At 70.5% G+C, this 16,307-nt stretch carries 13 protein-coding genes and 1 pseudogene; 10 read left to right on the top strand and 4 right to left on the bottom strand.

The genetic code is table 11. The annotated features are described in order from the left end of the window. Window position 1 precedes the first annotated feature (1 nt). Together IE241_RS30295 and IE241_RS30290 are read left to right on the top strand one after the other, a co-directional pair. Window positions 2–787: a hypothetical protein gene (locus tag IE241_RS30295; protein WP_190025057.1), complete on the top strand. Its 786-nt coding sequence runs from the start codon at window positions 2–4 to the stop codon at window positions 785–787. Window positions 788–1,125: 338 nt separating this feature from the next. Next, window positions 1,126–2,202 carry a serine hydrolase domain-containing protein gene (locus IE241_RS30290; protein ID WP_308433764.1) on the top strand — a complete coding sequence of 359 codons (1,077 nt, stop codon included), beginning with the start codon at window positions 1,126–1,128 and terminating at the stop codon, window positions 2,200–2,202. 48 nt (window positions 2,203–2,250) lie between these two features. Here the strand turns inward: IE241_RS30290 and IE241_RS30285 are convergent, their stop codons facing one another. Continuing rightward, a complete protein-coding gene (locus IE241_RS30285) occupies window positions 2,251–2,640 on the bottom strand; it encodes a hypothetical protein (RefSeq protein ID WP_190025056.1) in 390 nt (129 codons plus the stop codon). A gap of 108 nt (window positions 2,641–2,748) precedes the next feature. Then, window positions 2,749–6,114, bottom strand: coding sequence for an ALF repeat-containing protein (locus IE241_RS30280; RefSeq protein WP_190025055.1), 3,366 nt, complete (start codon window positions 6,112–6,114; stop codon window positions 2,749–2,751). Window positions 6,115–6,511: 397 nt separating this feature from the next. Between IE241_RS30280 and IE241_RS30275 the strand changes: the two genes are divergently transcribed. After that, the gene (locus tag IE241_RS30275; protein ID WP_190025054.1) at window positions 6,512–7,027 is read left to right on the top strand and encodes a hypothetical protein; all 516 of its coding nucleotides are present in this window, start codon (window positions 6,512–6,514) and stop codon (window positions 7,025–7,027) included. Window positions 7,028–7,043: 16 nt separating this feature from the next. Continuing rightward, window positions 7,044–9,233 carry a trypsin-like serine protease gene (locus IE241_RS30270; RefSeq protein WP_190025053.1) on the top strand — a complete coding sequence of 730 codons (2,190 nt, stop codon included), beginning with the start codon at window positions 7,044–7,046 and terminating at the stop codon, window positions 9,231–9,233. A 422-nt stretch (window positions 9,234–9,655) separates the two neighbouring features. On the opposite strand, the gene IE241_RS30265 is transcribed toward IE241_RS30270, so the two are convergent. Next, window positions 9,656–10,264 carry a TetR/AcrR family transcriptional regulator gene (locus IE241_RS30265; protein ID WP_190025052.1) on the bottom strand — a complete coding sequence of 203 codons (609 nt, stop codon included), beginning with the start codon at window positions 10,262–10,264 and terminating at the stop codon, window positions 9,656–9,658. 151 nt (window positions 10,265–10,415) lie between these two features. On the opposite strand from IE241_RS30265, the gene IE241_RS30260 reads away from it, so the two are divergent. After that, window positions 10,416–11,867 carry an amidase gene (locus tag IE241_RS30260; RefSeq protein ID WP_190025051.1) on the top strand — a complete coding sequence of 484 codons (1,452 nt, stop codon included), beginning with the start codon at window positions 10,416–10,418 and terminating at the stop codon, window positions 11,865–11,867. 215 nt (window positions 11,868–12,082) lie between these two features. Further along, window positions 12,083–12,358: pseudogene (locus IE241_RS30255) on the top strand (relaxase domain-containing protein); the annotation flags it as partial. 133 nt (window positions 12,359–12,491) lie between these two features. Here IE241_RS30255 and IE241_RS30250 read toward each other — a convergent pair. Next, a complete protein-coding gene (locus IE241_RS30250; RefSeq protein WP_190025050.1) occupies window positions 12,492–13,124 on the bottom strand; it encodes a type III effector protein in 633 nt (210 codons plus the stop codon). A gap of 129 nt (window positions 13,125–13,253) precedes the next feature. Between IE241_RS30250 and IE241_RS30245 the strand changes: the two genes are divergently transcribed. The 4 genes from IE241_RS30245 to IE241_RS30230 all read left to right on the top strand — a co-directional run. Next, complete coding sequence (locus IE241_RS30245) at window positions 13,254–13,685, top strand: Hsp20/alpha crystallin family protein (protein WP_190025049.1); 432 nt, start codon at window positions 13,254–13,256, stop codon at window positions 13,683–13,685. Window positions 13,686–13,785: 100 nt separating this feature from the next. Beyond that, window positions 13,786–14,181, top strand: coding sequence for a DUF2267 domain-containing protein (locus IE241_RS30240; RefSeq protein WP_190025048.1), 396 nt, complete (start codon window positions 13,786–13,788; stop codon window positions 14,179–14,181). A gap of 70 nt (window positions 14,182–14,251) precedes the next feature. Then, window positions 14,252–14,686 carry a DUF2267 domain-containing protein gene (locus tag IE241_RS30235; protein ID WP_373300805.1) on the top strand — a complete coding sequence of 145 codons (435 nt, stop codon included), beginning with the start codon at window positions 14,252–14,254 and terminating at the stop codon, window positions 14,684–14,686. 252 nt (window positions 14,687–14,938) lie between these two features. Then, window positions 14,939–16,307, top strand: a 1,369-nt coding sequence (locus tag IE241_RS30230) for an NF041680 family putative transposase (protein WP_229900054.1), incomplete at its 3' end; no start/stop codon positions are given.

Raw genomic sequence — 16,307 nt, 5'->3', positions numbered from 1 at the left:
AGTGAGAAGCAAGGCGGGAAGAGCTGCGTTACTGGGTGTGGCGTGCGCGGCGCTGACACTGACTGCTTGCGAAAGCGGCGCGAGTGGCGACGGCAAGGGCAAGGGCAAGGATGACGAGCGCGCAAACGGTAAGTTGCTGTCGCAGTCGCTTCAGTTGTTCAAGGACGCGCCGTCAGTACGGGTCTCGTACCAGATGACGGAGGGCTCAGAGGTTCGCGTCGAGGTTTCATCGGATCGCCAGAACAACTGCCACGTCGTCGCCGAGAACGAGGCCTTCCGGTTCGATGTCGAACGCGGCGGTCGTGCGTGGATGCGGTGGAGTGACGCCTATCTCGATATGGGCAGCGCCGGCGCCGATGGTGCCCAGGCGAACAAGGAACTGCGTGGCAAGTGGCTGGAGCTGAGCCACGACAGCAAAATCCGGAAGAACATGGCCGAACGCTGCGCCCTGACTGACATGCGCAAACTCGCCGACCAGATGACCGGACCTCACCGAGGTGCGTATCGTGACGCCGAGGTCACCGAGCAGGGTGAGCGCCTCATTCCGCTGAGGCAGGGCGACCAGGGCAACTCGGTGACCACCTACGTCCAGGCCGACGGAAAGCCTTATCCGCGCAAGCTCGTGATGGACACGCCCAAGGTCGCGTCTGTGCCGGTTGACGTCCGGTTCCTCGCCTACGGCGAGCCGGTCGCAGTCGAACCTCCCAAGGATTCACAGACCGTGCGCTCGGCACGCATCGAAGCCTTGGCGGAGAAGAATCTCGCGCTCGGCCTGACCGGCAGCTGAGCCAAGGCAGCCAAGGCAGCCGGCCGAGCGGGGTCGGCGCGTACTCCATGCGCGGTGGCACGGTCCAGGAGTTCCTGTCGGCCCAGGCTCACGAACTGAACGGGAAAGGTCGCGTACGGGGGATAGCCCTACCTGAAGCCGGGCGGATAGCAGGATCGTCCCGGGTGGGCGCCTCCGGAAATGCTGGGCACCGGTACATACCGCCGGTTTCCCGATGACCCCGTAGGAGTTGGCTCGTGCGTGAGCAGGCGTGGCAGAGGTTTCGTTCTTCCGGGCGGCGGCCGGGTGGTGGTCGGCGCAGAGCCGTGCCGGGCGCGATCGCCGTGGCCGTCGGTGTCATGGCGATGGGTACCCTGGCGCCGCCCACGGCGTCTGCTGCCGCCGCCAGGCCGGACGCCGTCCAGCAAGGCCTGAACGCGCTGGTGAACGCCGATGGCCTGCCCGCCGCGCTGGCGAGCGTCCAAGACCGTGAGGGCCGCACCCGTACCTACACCGCGGGGGTCGGCGACCTGGCCACCGGCTCGAAGGTGCCCAGGGACGGTCAGGTGCGGATCGGCAGCAACACCAAGACGTTCACCGCGGTGGTCGTGCTGCAACTGGTCGGTGAAGGGAAGGTCAGCCTCGACGCCCCCGTCGACACCTATCTGCCGGGCCTCGTCCGCGGAGAGGGGATCGACGGACGCCACATCACCGTCCGGCAGCTCCTGCAGCACACCAGCGGACTTCCCAACTACGTCAAGCACCTCGGCGAGGACGTCCGGCACTACGACCCCCTCGACCTCCTCGGCATCGCTCTCCAGCACAAGGCCGACTTCGCTCCCGGGAAGAAATGGGAGTACAGCAACACGAACTACGTGCTGGCCGGTCTGATCATCCAGAAGGTCACCGGCCGGCCTCTCGCCGAGGAGATGGATCAGCGCATCATCAAGCCCATCGGGCTGCGCCACACCTACTTCCCCGCCCCCGGAGACGTGACCATCCGAGAACCCCACCCCAAGGGCTATTACCAGGATTCGGCAGGCGCGCCTCTGCGCGACGGCACGGAGCTGGACCCCTCCTGGGGCTGGGCGGCAGGTCAGATGATCTCCACCGACTCCGACCTCAACCGTTTCTTCACCGCGCTCCTGGGCGGCCGCCTCCTCCCGGCGGCCCAGCTCGCCCAGATGCGCACCACCGTCCCCGCCGAATACTTCGGCTCCGGTGCCCGCTACGGACTGGGCATCGTGAGCAAGCCGCTGTCGTGCGACGGTGTCTACTGGGGCCACGGTGGTAGCACCACGGGATACGAGACCAGGGGCGGCGCCACCGACGACGGCCGTGCCGCCAACGTGGCGGTGACCGTCCAGCCGACCGACAAGACAACGATGGAGCGCGTGGAGGGTGTCGTGGACACGGCCCTGTGCCGCCGCCCTTGAACCGCGCTTCACGAGCGCCGACGGGCCGTGCCGGGAGGCTGAGGACGGTCATGTCGCGAGGAAGAACGCCAGGAGGCCCATGGCGATGACCGAGACGTACACGGCCCACCGGCATCGTGCCGGGTACTCGTACTTGTCCCTCTTCACGCCTCGGCGCCATTCCTCCCCGTACGTGAGGAACAGCCTCCTGGAGGGAAGCAGGCCGATCGTGAAACCGGCCCAGGTGAAGGAGTACATGACCAGCATCTGACGGGCATTCCAGTGCTGGGCCTGGAGGCCTCCCGCCCCGATCATGCCGAGGCAGCATCCGACGGAGGCGACGAGGACCACCACGGCAAGCTTGTGGGACTTCGTCCACCTGTCGATCGCGAGGCAGAGGACGAGAGTGGCGGCAGCTGCCATGAGCAGCAGGTGGGCGAGGGGAAGCTGCGCGAGCACGGCGGCGTCCTTCCGGCAGCGCACGCGGTCCGGCGGCGGGTGCGCCGCCGGACCTTGACGTGGTTCTGCGCGATACGTGATGTCCGCTTGGAGTGTCAGATCGGAGTGTCAGAGTCCCAGCAGGCCGGTGATCGGGGATACGAGGTCGTGCCCGAACTGCGAGAGTTTCGTGACGACCTTGCCTCCGCCGAGGTAGCCGATCCACTGGGACTGCCCGAAGGTGAGCACACCCAGGGCGAAACTGCCGAGCGACTCCTTGAACTTGGTGCTCGTCCAGCCGTAGCCCAACCCGGTGAACAGGACGTTGACCCCGCTGAACAGGACGGAGGCCTGCCCGAATCCGAGCGCCAGAGCTTCTATGACCGGAACAGCAGGCGGGAACACGAAGCCGGCCCCCAGGCCGACGAGGCCGGTGAACGCGCTCGCGAATCCGGCGACGATGCTGAGTGCGTTGGCGGCGTCCGCCAGCCGCCTCGCCTCGATCTTCCACTGGGGAAGGGGGTTCTCGACCTTGTCGTTCTCGGGCGTGTCGGCCGGATTCCTCCCGGACTCCCTGGCCCTGCGCGCTTCCTCGGCGGCCTTCCTGGCCGCCTCCTCGATCTCGGCTTTCCGCTTCTCCAGGGCGATCCGGTGGGCCTGGCTCGCAGCCGCCGCCGCAGTCCTCGCGTCCTTGCCCGCCTGGACGGCGGACGCGCGGGCCGAAGCGGCCGAGGACTGGGCCGCGTTGGCCGAGTCCACTGCGCGGACGGCGGCGGCCATGGCGCGGTTGGCGGAGTAGTTCGCCGAGCGCGCCGCCGTGCGAGCGGTGGCGGCCGCCTCCTTCGCCTTGTTCGCCGAGGCCTGTGCCTCCTTGGCCGACCGCTCGGCGGCGTCCGCGTTCGCATCCGCCTGCTTCGCGTAGACGGCGGCCTGCTCGGCCGACTTCCTCGCCTTGTCCGCCCACTCCAGCGCCTCCTTGGCGGCGTTGCGGGCCTTCGCCGCCGCCTCCTGCGCACGGGCGGCGTCCTCCTGCGCCTTGTGGGCGATCTTCACGGCAGCGGCGATCGCGCCCTGCACGGCGGCGATGTGAGTGGCGGAGTCGTGGTCGAGCTGGGCGGTCCTGTACCGCACCGAGGTGAGGAAGTTGCGCCGCATCCAGGCCGGGCCCTCCAGGGCTGCCTGGGCGTGAGCCTTGGTGTACGGACCCGCCTTGCCGATGACGGCGGCGGTGGCCACCGCGTCGTCCTCCCGCTGCGCCGCTTCGTAGGTGACGGCGAGGAATGCGTACAGGGCTTCGGCGGTGCCCGCGTTCAGCGCGTCGTTCGCCGCCTTCTTCACCGCGTTGCCGGGGTTGCCGGCCAGGACGCGGGAGACCGCGACACGGTTGTCCATCGCGGCGGCTTCGACGGCGCCGGGGCCGAGGAACGCCGTGGCGGCTTCCGGGTCGCTGCTCTCCAGCGCCTTGGCCGCGGCATCGGCGAGGTCCGGGGCGCAGGTCTGGGCGAGGAAGAGCACGGTCTCCCGGTCGTCCTGCTTCTGCGCTATGTGCCGGTCGGCGTCGATCCAGGCGTGGACGTCGGCGTCCGCGCCCGACAGGGCGAACCGCGCCGCCTCGCGTGACCAGGTGCCGCGGGAGTCCATCAGGGCGACGGCCGCCTTGCGCCCGAGGGTGGCGGCGAGGCCCGTGTCGCCGGCCTTGAGCGCCGATTCGGCCCGGGCGACGAGGTCCTTGACGGACTGCCCGGTCTGCTCGGACTGGGTGCGCTTCGCGGCGAGGTCCGCTCTCTCCTGCTCCTCGATCTGTGCGAGTCGGCGGGCCTCCTCGATCGCCTGCTTCATGTCCTCGTCCAGACGCTGCCACTCGGCCTCGCGCGCCTTCTTCTCCACCTCGATCGCCTGGCCGACGGCGTCGGTGGCGGTGTTCGCGGCCTTGGTGGCCTCGTTGGCGAACTCGGTGGACTTCTTCGCGTACTCGACCGCCTGGCCCGCGTACTTGGCGGCCCACTCGGCGGCCTCGGCGGACTTCTCCGCGTGGGCGGCCGCGCTGTTGGCGGCGTCGCGGGCGGTGCGGGCGGCGGCCGCTGCCGTGTTCGCGAGGGCCTGGGCCGTACCGGCGGCGTTGGTGGCGATGGCGGCGTTGGCGCCGGCGATCTGCGCCTGCCGCCTGGCCTCCGCTGCCTCGGCCTGCGCCTTGCCCGCGGCGGCAGCGGCCACTGCGGAGGCGCCCGCGGCTGCAGCGGCGTTGCGGGCCGCCGAGGCGGCGGCGGATCCCGCGTTCGCGGCCTGGGCCGAGGCGTTGGCGGCGTAGTCGGCGGCCGTGGCCGCGCTGCGGGCCCGGGCCGCCGCATTGCGGGCGGCGACGGCGGCGTCCTTGGCGGCGCCTGCTTTGGAGGCGTCCTTGGAGGCGGCGATGGCGGCGCTGTACGCCCGGGCGGCGGCGGATCCGGCGGTGGCTGCGGCCTGGCTCGCGGCGGTGGCGGCGTAGGCGGCGCGGCGGGCCGCCTGAACGGTGGCGTGGGAGGCGCGGATGGCGACGCGGGCCGAGTCGGCTGCGCCTTTCGCGGCCTCGGCGGCCTTGCGGGCGGCCCTGCCGGACTTGATCACGTCGTCTTGGGCGGCCTGGGCCTCGGCCGCTGCCTTCTGTGCCGCTTGCTTGGCCTTCTCGGCGGCTTCGACGGCGCGGGCGGCGGCTTCCTCGGCCTGCTTCGTCTTGGCATCGGCCTTCTTGCCTTCGCGTTCGACGACCGCGACGAGTTCCTCGATCGTGGCGGCTTCCTGGTCGCGGGCGCGGGCGATGTACTGGCCGGTGTCGAGGAACCATTCGACGTCGCCTGCGGTTCCGGACAGGGCCCGGGAGGCGTACTTCCTCACCTCGGGGCCCGCCTCGACCATGAGCCTGGACGCCTCGACGCGCATGTCCTCCAGGCGGGCGGTGTGCTGGCCTTGGGCGAGGAAGGTCTCCAGGGCGGCCCGGGTGCCGGCGTCCAGGGCGGCACCGCCTTCGCGGCGTACGGCCTTGGCGCCGGTGGCCATCACGGTCGTGGTCGCCACGCGCAGGTCTTCCATGACGGCGGCCGTGAAACCGCCCTGGAGGAAGTCGGCGATGGCGGCGTCGCCGCCCTCGAGCGCGGCGGAGGCCTCGCGCCGGGTGCCCTTGCCGCCTCCGGCGAGGGAGGTGACGAGGGCGACGCGGTTGTCCTCCGCCGTGGCCCGGGGGAGCTCGGTGGCCAGGAAGGTCTGGATGTCGGCGTCGGTGCCGAAGAGCGCCGTCTCCGCGGCGGCGCGGACGGCCTTGCCGCCCAGCAGCCACGCCTTGACGGCCTTCGCCCGGTCGGTGCCGGGCAGGTCGAACGGGTCGCCGTCGTCGCCGCCGGCCGGCGGGGTGTCGGCCCGGGCGGCCAAGGGGTTGAGGACGAGGCTGGAGGTGGCGGCGACAACCGTGGTGGCCGCGAGGGCGCCGAGAACGCGCCGTCTGCTCCAAAAAATGGTGTGCAAAGCGGTCCTTCGGGGTCGGTGAGCGGCGGCGGCGTACGCGCTGAGGCGCACCGCCGGGCAGGGGTGTGTGTCAGCCGTGGGCATCTTCCCGGAGCGGTACGGAAGTTGGGAGAGGTGCGACGGATGCGCGTCGTGACCCTATGCACGGGATCGGCCCGGTGACCACCTCTCGGTCCGGTGTGAAGCAAGGAGATGTGAAGCAAGGAGAAGGGCCACAAGCCGCATGTGTGGTGCTTTGCCGATCAATAACCCGCTAACGGGGTGGTGCGGGAAGGGGGCGCGTGTTTGAATTCGGCATCTCCGTTGCCGAGCCGCCCCTTGCGTACCAGGGCGTCGTCCGCTTCGGCCGGAGGTCGTACGACACGGTTCAACTCACCTTTGACGTAAGGGATCGTGTATGACGCTCGCACGGCGGATCATCGCCACCGGTGCGGCTGCCGCAGCGTGTGCTGCCGCTCTCCTCGCCGCTGCCGATTTCTCCTCCGACTCCGACAGTGCATCCCCCGGCCCGGTGACGGTGGCCGACGGCCGGCCCGGGTACGTGGTCGAGGACTTCGCCTACCCGGGCGCCGACAAGATCAAGGCGGAGAAGGGCATCACCCTCAAGCGGGGTGACGGCCACATCACCCTCGCCGGCTGTTCCTCCGCGACCGGACTGATGGAGGTGTGGTCGCGGAAGAGCGAGAAGATCTGCTTCCGTACCACCGGCACCTCGGGCTACCTCGCGGTGGAGATTCCCTCGGTGTTCGCGGTCAAGGGCGCGGCCGATCACGCAGCAGGTGTCAGTCTGACCGCGGCGGACAGCACTCATCAGGAGATCGAGGTCGGCAAGGGCAACTGGACGTCGGTCGGCGAGTCCGCCGACCCGCAGAGCCGCGACTTCGTCCTCCTCGAGATCCGTACGAGAAAGTAACCGGAGACCACACATCATGCGTGCAACCCCCAAGTGGCGCACCGCATTCGCGGCTCTGGTCACCGCCGCCGCGATCGGCGCCCCCGCCGTGCCCGCCCACGCCGTCACCGGCCCCGCCGAGACGGACAACGCGCGCGGCTTCACCGCCCGCCTCGACATCGGCAACGGCGCCAAGGCATGCAGCGCCGCCCTGGTCGCCCCGGAGTGGCTGATCACCGCCGCCTCCTGTTTCGCCGACAATCCCGCCGAGTCGGTCAGGATCCCCGCCGGGGCGCCGAAGCTCGCCACCAAGGCCGTCGTCGGTCGCACCGACCTGACCACGACCGACGGGGCGGAGCGCACCGTGGTCCACCTCGTCCCGCGAGAGGACCGGGACGTGGTGCTGGCCAGACTGTCCGCCCCGGTCGCCAACGTCCGCACCGCCCGGATCGCCGACGCCCCCGCACAGACCGGGGAGAAGCTGACGCTGACCGGCTACGGCCGGACGAAGGACGAGTGGGCCCCCGTCAAGGCGCACAACGGGACCTTCACCGCGACCGCCCTCGGCAGCACCGACCTGGACGTCACAGGCGACAACGCCGCGATCTGCGCCGGTGATGCCGGCGCGCCCCTCTTCCGCACCTCCGGGGACATCGCCCAGATCGTGTCGGTGGCCTCCCGCTCCGACCAGGGCGGATGCTTCGGCATCGACACGGCGCAGACATCCACCAAGGGCGTCACCGCCCGCACCGACGACCTCGCCGCCTGGGCGGACTCCACCGTCAAGGCCGCCCCGGTCGCCGACTTCAACGGGGACGGCATCGAGGACATCGCCATCAGCGACCCCAAGGCGACGGTCGGCGGCAACGCCGAGGCCGGCGCCGTACGCGTCGTCTACGGCGGCGGCAAGGGCAACGTCCAGCTCGACCAGAGCCTGTCCTTCGTCCCGGGCGAGGCGGAGGCAGGGGACCGCTTCGGCCAGTCGCTGGCCACCGTGGACTACAACCAGGACGGCTACACCGACCTCGTCGTCGGCGTACCGTTCGAGGACGCCGGGCCGGTCGCGGACGCCGGCATGGTGTCCGTCGTCTACGGCTCCGCGGGCGGTCTGGGCAAGGGCCGCGTCTCCGAGGACTTCGTGCAGGGCCAGGGCAACGGCGCGCTGAAGGCGTCGGGCAACGAGAAGGGCGACATGCTCGGCTGGTCCGTGGCGGCCGGGAAGACCCGGGGCGGGGAACCGTTCATCGTGATCGGTGACCCGGGCGAGTCGATCGGCGCCAAGGAGGACGCGGGCAACGTCTTCTACGTGCGCGGCGGCACGAGCGTGAACCTGACACAGGAGGCCGGCCTGTCGGGCGGCCTGGAGGCCGGGGACAGGGTCGGCTGGTCCGTTGCCGCCGACGCGAACAACATCGCCATCGGCGGACCGGGCGAGGACATCGACGGGGCCGGCGACGCCGGTTGTGTGTGGGTGCTGTCGCACCAGCTCAACGCGGATCGCAAACCGACCGAGCGGGCGAACATCAACCAGAACAGCGACAAGGTCTCCGGAGGCTCCGAGACCGGCGACGCCCTCGGCACCTCCGTCGCCCTGGTGGAGAACGGCCCGAACGGCGACTCGATCCTCGCCGCGGGCGCCCCGGGTGAGTCGATCACCAACGCGGCCGGGACGGACGTGAAGAACGCCGGCAGCGTCACCACCTTCAAGATCCCCGCCTCTGGTGGCTGGACGCAGTCCCAGGTGATCCACCAGGACCAGCCGGACGTCATCGGGGGCATCGAGACGGGCGACCGGTTCGGCGAGACGCTCCAGGCGATCAACCTCTCACCGAAGACCGCCCCCACCTGGCAGACGCTCCAGCTCGTCGTGGGCGTCCCCGGCGAGTCCCAGGGCCCCGTGACCGCTGCGGGAGCGGTGCAGACCATGACCCTCCTCGGGGCTCCCGGCCCGCACAACGACGTCCTGTACGCCGGGCACAACGGCCTTCCGGGCACGCCGGGCGCCAACCAGCGCATCGGCCAGGCCGTCGCAGTCTCCCCGACCCACATCTACGTGGGCATGCCGACCGGCCCGAACGCGCAGGGCGCGGCCTACGCGGTGCCGTGGCAGAACGTCACCTCCTACGCCGGCCCCGGCCCGGGCCCCGACCAGCCGGTGACGGTGTACCAGCCGGGCAAGGACGGCATCCCGGCGGGCGGCAAGGCGTTCGGAGCCGTGATCCGGTAGCGGTGGAACGAAATCATGGAGCCGAGCATGCAGTCGGAAGGCGCCGTAGAGCAGCAGGGACACAGCGCCACCCCTCGAGTGAGTGACGCCCTGTCACCTAAGCAAGCACGTCACTGATCCCTCGGCTCGCTTGCCACGCCTGGCCGATCTCCTCCTGGCGCCGAGCGGCGCGTGCGTACGTCGGGGAGATTCAGCAGGCCGGGGCCGACGTGGGCCGGCGTGACTTCGCCGAGGTGCGGGGCCGGCTGAGCGAGTGGCTGGACTCCCGGGCCTGGATCACCGGACAGGCAACGGGCCGGAGCCGCTGTTCGAGCGTCGGCCGGGTGGCTGCGTGAGGGCCGGACAGCACGGGGACGGGCCGGGCGATGCTCACTGCTGTCCGGCCGCTCCACCACACCAGGATCACTCCGTGGCGTGACCGTTCACCGGGCGGCCTTGGGGGCCGAGTGGCGGTCCAGTACGGCTTCGACGATCCGCATGAGCCGCTCACCCGCGTGTTCGACGCTTCCGTTCTGGGTGCTTACCTGGGCTCCTTCAAGGACGAAGGTGATCTCCGTGGCCGCCTCGTCCGGATCGGACAGCCCGGCCCGGGCGCACAAGTCAGTGAGCTGGCGCATCTGGTTGGCCTTGTGGGCTTCGATCAGCCGGCGCGCCGGGTGGGTGCGGTCGGGCAGTTCCGCGATGGAGTTGATGAACGGACACCCCCGGTGGGAGATCTCGGGAAGCCCGTCGGCGATGAACCGGGCGATCCCCAGGATCTGTGCCCGGGGCTCGTCGGGGTGTGCCTCCTCCAACCGGTCGAACACAGCGGTGTAGTCGGCTGCCACGATGCGGAGCCATTCCTCGACCAGTGCGTCCTTGGTCGCGAAATGGCGGTACAGCGCCATCTTGGTGGTGTCGGCCCGGCTGGCGATGGCCTGGACGCCCACCGCCTTGATCCCCTCACGCGAGAAGAGTTCCTCCGCCGCGTCGAGGATCCGTTCCCGGGGCGGCAACTTGGCCACCCTGCTCTGCCTGCTGACTCTGTCCATGCTCGCCGTACGGCCCTTCATCGGTCCGGTGGGGGGTTGCACCGCCTGCCGCCAATGCTACGGTACCGCTCAGTCCCACGCGATACCGCTCGGTATCGTGAGATACCGAGCGGTCTTGCTGACTGATGTCGCTTCTCCTGAATGGACGAAAATGCAGCTCTCCGAGTACGTGAACTACGACGGCGTCGGCCTGGCCGACCTGGTCGCCCGCGGCCAGGTGACTGCCGCGGAACTCGCCGCGACGGCCCAACTGGCGTCCGAGGCGGTGAATCCGCAGATCAACGCCGTCGTCGAGACCTGGCCCGCACAGGACACGCCGGCCCCCGGCAGCACGCCACTGGCGGGGGTACCCTTCCTGATCAAGGACCTCGCCGTCGCCATGGCCGGCAAGCGAGTGGAACTGGGCAGCCGCCTCGCCGCAGGAAACGTCGCCGGGGCCGACTCATCACTCATGGCGCGCTTCCGCCGCGCCGGGCTGGTGACACTCGGACGCACGGCGACTCCGGAGTTCGCCTACAGCACCACCACGGAAGGCGTCCTGTACGGCGCCACCCGTAACCCCTGGGACCCCACTCGTAGCCCCGGCGGCTCCAGTGGCGGGTCGGGAGCCGCCGTGGCCGCGGGCATCGTCCCGATCGCGCATGCCACCGACGCAGCGGGCTCCATCCGTGTCCCGGCCGCCGGCAACGGTCTGTTCGGGCTGAAACCGACCCGCGGCCGGATCTCCATGGGCCCCGACGCGGACGAGGTCTTCAACGGGCTCGCCGTCCATGGAGTCCTCAGCCGCTCGGTACGCGACAGCGCCGCGCTGCTGGACCTCGTCCATGGCCCCGAGACCGGTGACCCCTATTCCGCCCAGCGGCCGGAGCGGCCCTATGCGCAGGAGATCACCCGCTCCCCGGGCAGCCTGAGGATAGGCCTCCTGACACAGCCCTGGGGCGGTCGGACCGCCGACGCCACCGTCGTCGACGCCACACTCCGCTCCGCACGGCTCACCGAGTCCCTGGGACACCGGGTGGAAGAGGTCCAGGTCGACCTCGGCGTCAGCTGGGAGGAATTCGTCCTGGCCAATGCCCGCCTCTGGAGCACCAATCTGGTGACGTGGATCGACGGCCTCGCCGCGGCCTTCGAGCGCCCCGTCGACTCCACCACCGTCGAACCCGAGATGCTGGCCAGCTACACATACGGACAGCAGGTCAGCGGGGCCGAGTTCGTCCGCGCACTCGCGATGCGCAACAGCGTCGCGCGCGCAATCGGCAGGTACTTCACCGACTACGACCTGCTGCTCACCCCGACCCTGCCCGAACTACCCGTCCTCTTGGGTACGTACGCCGAGGGTGCCGACGGCGCCGACGGTCTCGGCTGGGTCAGGCAACTCTTCCACCGCTCGCCCTTCACCGCCGCGTTCAATGTCGCCGGCACCCCCGCCATGTCCGTCCCCCTGGAGACCGACCCCGCCACCGGACTCCCCATCGGCATCCAGTTCGCCGCCGGATACGGACGCGAGGACGCACTCTTCCGTCTCGCCGGACAACTGGAACAGGCCGCTCCCTGGGCCCAGCGGACCCCCGCCGTGTGGGCGGGCAATCACCACAACGCCTGACGGTCCCCGCCCGCCGCGGGGGCCGGAGGATACTCGCCCCCACCCCGTCGTAGACATCGACATCGTCGCCGATGGAGTGCGCGCGGCAGTGGCCGGTCTGACGCCACGGCGCTACCCGAGCCCGGCCGGGGGCCGTGCGGCACGACCGAGTGCCGAGCCCGGACCCCTGTGCCCGGGCCAGTGCCTCCACTACGTCCGGCGAGGGCCGCAGTTCGCGCCCGGTCATGGCAATCGCCGGGATCGACCAGCGGCTCATCGGCTGGCAGTCGAGTCGCCGTCAGCAGATCGCGGACACGATGTCCGTCCTCACGGCCGGCTAGGAAGAGAGGCAGAGGCACCCGCCGGGGGAGCGGGCCGCCTACGCGCTGGGCTGCCAGGCGGCCGACCAGACGCGCCCGCCCAAGCGCATGGTGGCGCGGTCGCTGTCCGAGCGGCGCGACGGCTGGAGGCGGTCAGTGATCGGTGCGTTCGGCGCCTGCACCGTCTACCGGTCCTGCTGGGCGTGCGCCGCTCCGGAGCGCGTGAACGTGAAGATGGTGCGTGATGCTCTGAGCTGGTTTGGGGGGCGCTGGTCAGGGGGCTGGCCGGGGGATGTGTTGCGCACCTCTGGGGCAGCGGGTGAGGTCAGGGGGGTGTGAGGGTGTCGAGTTGGGCGGCGAGGTCGGGGTGGGTTGTGGTCAGGTGGGGGCGGGTGGCGGTCAGGGGGTTGATGAGGGCGGCGGGGTCGTCCTCGGCGAGGGCGGCGTGGAGCCGGCTGAGCGGTTGGCGGGCCGCTGCGGGGAGGTCGGTGAGTGCGGTGATCTGGCCTGCGAGGCGGCGTAGGGCGGCGGCGTTGTGGCGGGCCCAGGTGGCGGTGGTGCGTTCGGCGGCGCGGCGTTCGCGGGTGGCCGTCACGCGTTGTTCGCCGGTGGTTCCGGCGGGGCCGGGGCGGCCGCGCAGGTAGCGGCGTTCGGCGGCCTGGCGGCTGGCGACGCCGAGGGGGTGGGCGAGGTCGGCCCAGCTGGCGCCCGCGTCGCGGGCGGTTTCGATCAGGCCGGTCTCCCATCCGGCGAGCTGCTCGCGGACCTGCCGCAGCAGCAACAGGGAGGCCAGGGCCTGCTCCGGGCCGGCGTCGCGCGCTTCGGTGGTGTCGGGGGCTTCCTTCCGGGCGGCGTGCAGGGCTTCGTCTATGGCGCGCAGGGCCGCCGCGGCGGCGAGGAACGACGCCGGGATCGTTGCCTCGGCGCTGGACGAGGGCGGCTGGTCGGCCGGGGTCATGGGCACCTCCCATCAGGGATGTCATCCTTTGGACGACCACCATGTTTGTCATCCATTGGATGACATGTTACAACGGTTTCAGTGAGGCGCATTGGCAGCAACTGCCCGAACCCTCTGGAGGTGTTTTCCATGTTGATGCGCACTGACCCCTTCCGTGAGCTCGACCGGCTGGCCCAGCAGCTGATGGCCCCGGGCACCTGGTCGAAGCCGTCCGCGATGGCGATGGACGCCTACCGCGAGGGCGACGAGTACGTGGTGGCCTTCGACCTCCCCGGTGTCAGCGCGGACGCGATCGACATCGACGTCGAGCGGAACATGCTGACCGTCAAGGCCGAGCGCCGGCCGGTGGCGAAGGCCGACGACGTGCAGATGGAGCTGTCGGAACGGCCCCTGGGTGTCTTCTCCCGCCAGATCGTGCTCGCCGACACCCTCGACACCGAGCACATCCAGGCCGACTACGACGCGGGCGTACTCACCCTGCGCATCCCGATCGCCGAGCGCGCCAAGCCCCGCAAGATCTCCATCGGCGGCGGATCCGGCCGCAAGGAGATCTCCGGCTGAGCCGGACAGACAAGGGCTGAACAGTGCGGAGGACGGGTACCTGATCTCCCCCTCGCCCGTCCTCCGCGCCCTGGGGAACCGAGGAAGGGTGGCGGTCGCCATGACTCTGCGACGCGAAGCGTTCCTCGAGCAGGTGAAGGAACGCGGCGAGTACCACACCCTGCAGGAGGCCGAGCGCGCGGCCCGCGTGGTGCTCGCCCTGCTGGGCGCACACCTGGTCGGCCAGGTACGCGCCCAGCTGGCGGCGCGCCTGCCGGAAGACTTCGCCCTGATCCTGCTCAATCCGCTGCAGAGCGCCGAGCCGCTGTCCCCGGAGCGGTTCGTGCGGGCGACCGCGGCCTGGATCGAAGGGGCCACCGAACAGACCGCGGCCTGGGACGTCAGCGCCGTCCTGTCCACGGCCGCCGACGCCGCCGGAGACGAACTCCTCGAAGAGATCCTGTTCCAGCTCCCAGCCGGCTACGACCTCCTCTTCGGGCGCCCCCAGCACACCTGACCACCCACCCTCCGGCGGCCGCACACCGGCCGCCACGAACCCTGGTGACAGAAAGGCAACCACCGCAGTGATGTCCGACCAGAGCGCGCCGCTCCAGCAGCCCTACGGCAGGGCCTACGAGCAGATGCTGGAAACGGTCCGCTACACAGGCGCCTACCCCACCCACGAGAAGGCCGAGGAAGCCGTCCGCCTCGTCCTTTCGGGACTGGGACGCCAGCTGACCGGCGACGAACGCGTCGAACTGGCCGCCCGCCTCCCCGTCGAAGCCGCGCGCATCCTCACCGCCCAGATCCCCGACACCCAACCGCTCGGCGGCTGGGCCTTCGTCAAGGACCTCGCCGCCCGCACCGGCGCCTCCCTGGGCACCACCCGCTGGGACACCGGATCCGTCTTCTCCGCCGTCGCGGCATACGCCGGCCCCGACCTGCTGACCCGCATCCTGCGCCAGCTCCCCTCCGGCTACGCACTCCTGTTCGGCCGCGCCGAACTCACCCAAGCCGCGTAGGCGGGCCGCGCCTTTCCTGCGCCACAGCATGCCGGCGCGACCAGGGCCGCCACGGGGTCCGTCACCGACGCCGGAAGCACCTCTCCACGCTTCCGAGGATTACAAACAGGCGCTGACCTTGCGTTTTATCTTCACTGGTCGAATCGTTCCTCGAACTTGATCACTCATGGTGATAAGTGCTGGACAGCAGAGCGGCCTTCGCCTGGAACCTGTGCTCCGTCACAGAGATACAGATCCAGCCGAAGGCCGTAGGTGAGTCTGCTGCATCACGATGTTCCGGGTGAGCCGTTCGGGCTCCTGTCACACTTCCGGTCGGAGTTGTACGCGTGCCTGACCGCGCGTGCGGACGCCCTGTTCGAGCTCACCGACGCGGTGCTCTGCGCGGACGGGCCGGTGAAGACCCTGGTCGGGCTGGCGCTCGCAGCCGAACACCGTCGTGGACACGGCGCTTTGTACGCGGGCCTGAACCAGGGGCAGCTGGACGTGGGCCGACTGCGACGGGCCCTGGTCTCAGTACCGCTGCCGAAGGCGGCCGACGGCCGCCTGGTCCTCGCTGTCGACGTCTCGCCCTGGCTCCGCCCGGACGCGGACACGGCCCCTGACCGGTGCTTCTGCCACACCTACGGGTACGGCGAGAACAAGCACCTGATGATCCCGGGCTGGCCCTACTCGGTCGTCGCCGCGCTGGAGACCGGCCGGACCTCATGGACCGCGGTCCTGGACACCGTCCGGCTGCTGCCCGGCGCCGACGTCGCAGCCGTCACCACCGCCCAGATCCGGGAGGTCGTGGAGCGTCTGATCACGGCGGGCCAGTGGGCACCGGGCGACCCGCACATCCTGATCGTGGTCGACGCCGGTTACGACGCTCCACGGCTCGCCCACCTGCTGGCGGACCTGCCCATCGAGATCCTGGGCCGGACCCGCTCGGACCGGGTGATGCGTCGGCCGGCGCCCTCCCGCGAGGCTTTCCACCAGGAACACCCCGATGGCGGCCGGCCGCCCAAGCACGGTGGTGAGTTCGTCTTCGGACAGCCGGAATCCTGGGGAGATGCGCAGGTGGTGACCGTCACCGGCACCCGTCTCTACGGGAAGGCGACGGCCCGGGCATGGGACCGGCTCCACCCCCGACTGACCCGGCGGGCCGCCTGGATCGACCACACCGCCGAACTGCCCATCATCGAAGGTACGGTCATCCGCCTCCAGGTCGAGCATCTGCCCTCGGGTGCCGGTCCGAAGCCGTTGTGGCTGTGGTGGTCCAGGACCGGCGCCACTGCGGCCGACGTCGACCGCTGCTGGCAAGCGTTCCTGAGAAGGTTCGATGTCGAGCACACTTTCCGGATGATGAAGCAGACCCTGGGCTGGACCGCCCCCAGGCTCCGCAGCCCCGAGGCCGCCGACCGATGGACATGGCTCATCGCCGCCGCCTACACCCAGCTCCGGCTCGCCCGACCGCTCGTGAGGGACCTGCGGCACCCGTGGGAGAAACCGGCTCCGCTCGAGCGGCTCACCCCGGCCCGGGTCCGGCGAGGGTTTCGAAACCTGCGTCCGACGACTGCGAGGCTGTCGCACGACTTCCTCCTGGCGATGATCAAGAGCGAGCCGCTGTTCGGTTTCGATCATC

Source organism: Streptomyces hiroshimensis (genome assembly GCF_014650335.1).
In the GTDB taxonomy this organism is placed as follows: domain Bacteria; phylum Actinomycetota; class Actinomycetes; order Streptomycetales; family Streptomycetaceae; genus Streptomyces; species Streptomyces hiroshimensis.
The sequence above is the reverse complement of the archived record's forward strand: the minus strand, read 5'-3'. Positions and strand labels throughout refer to the sequence as shown.

Bases quoted from the DNA above. Each gene is read 5' to 3' on its own strand.
- IE241_RS30290 (WP_308433764.1), top strand. From the start codon at position 1,126: ATGGCGATGGGTACCCTGGCGCCGCCCACGGCGTCTGCTGCCGCCGCC.
- IE241_RS30275 (WP_190025054.1), top strand. From the start codon at position 6,512: ATGACGCTCGCACGGCGGATCATCGCCACCGGTGCGGCTGCCGCAGCG.
- IE241_RS30270 (WP_190025053.1), top strand. From the start codon at position 7,044: ATGCGTGCAACCCCCAAGTGGCGCACCGCATTCGCGGCTCTGGTCACC.
- IE241_RS30265 (WP_190025052.1), bottom strand. From the start codon at position 10,264: ATGGACAGAGTCAGCAGGCAGAGCAGGGTGGCCAAGTTGCCGCCCCGG.
- IE241_RS30260 (WP_190025051.1), top strand. From the start codon at position 10,416: ATGCAGCTCTCCGAGTACGTGAACTACGACGGCGTCGGCCTGGCCGAC.
- IE241_RS30250 (WP_190025050.1), bottom strand. From the start codon at position 13,124: ATGACCCCGGCCGACCAGCCGCCCTCGTCCAGCGCCGAGGCAACGATC.
- IE241_RS30245 (WP_190025049.1), top strand. From the start codon at position 13,254: ATGTTGATGCGCACTGACCCCTTCCGTGAGCTCGACCGGCTGGCCCAG.
- IE241_RS30240 (WP_190025048.1), top strand. From the start codon at position 13,786: ATGACTCTGCGACGCGAAGCGTTCCTCGAGCAGGTGAAGGAACGCGGC.
- IE241_RS30235 (WP_373300805.1), top strand. From the start codon at position 14,252: ATGTCCGACCAGAGCGCGCCGCTCCAGCAGCCCTACGGCAGGGCCTAC.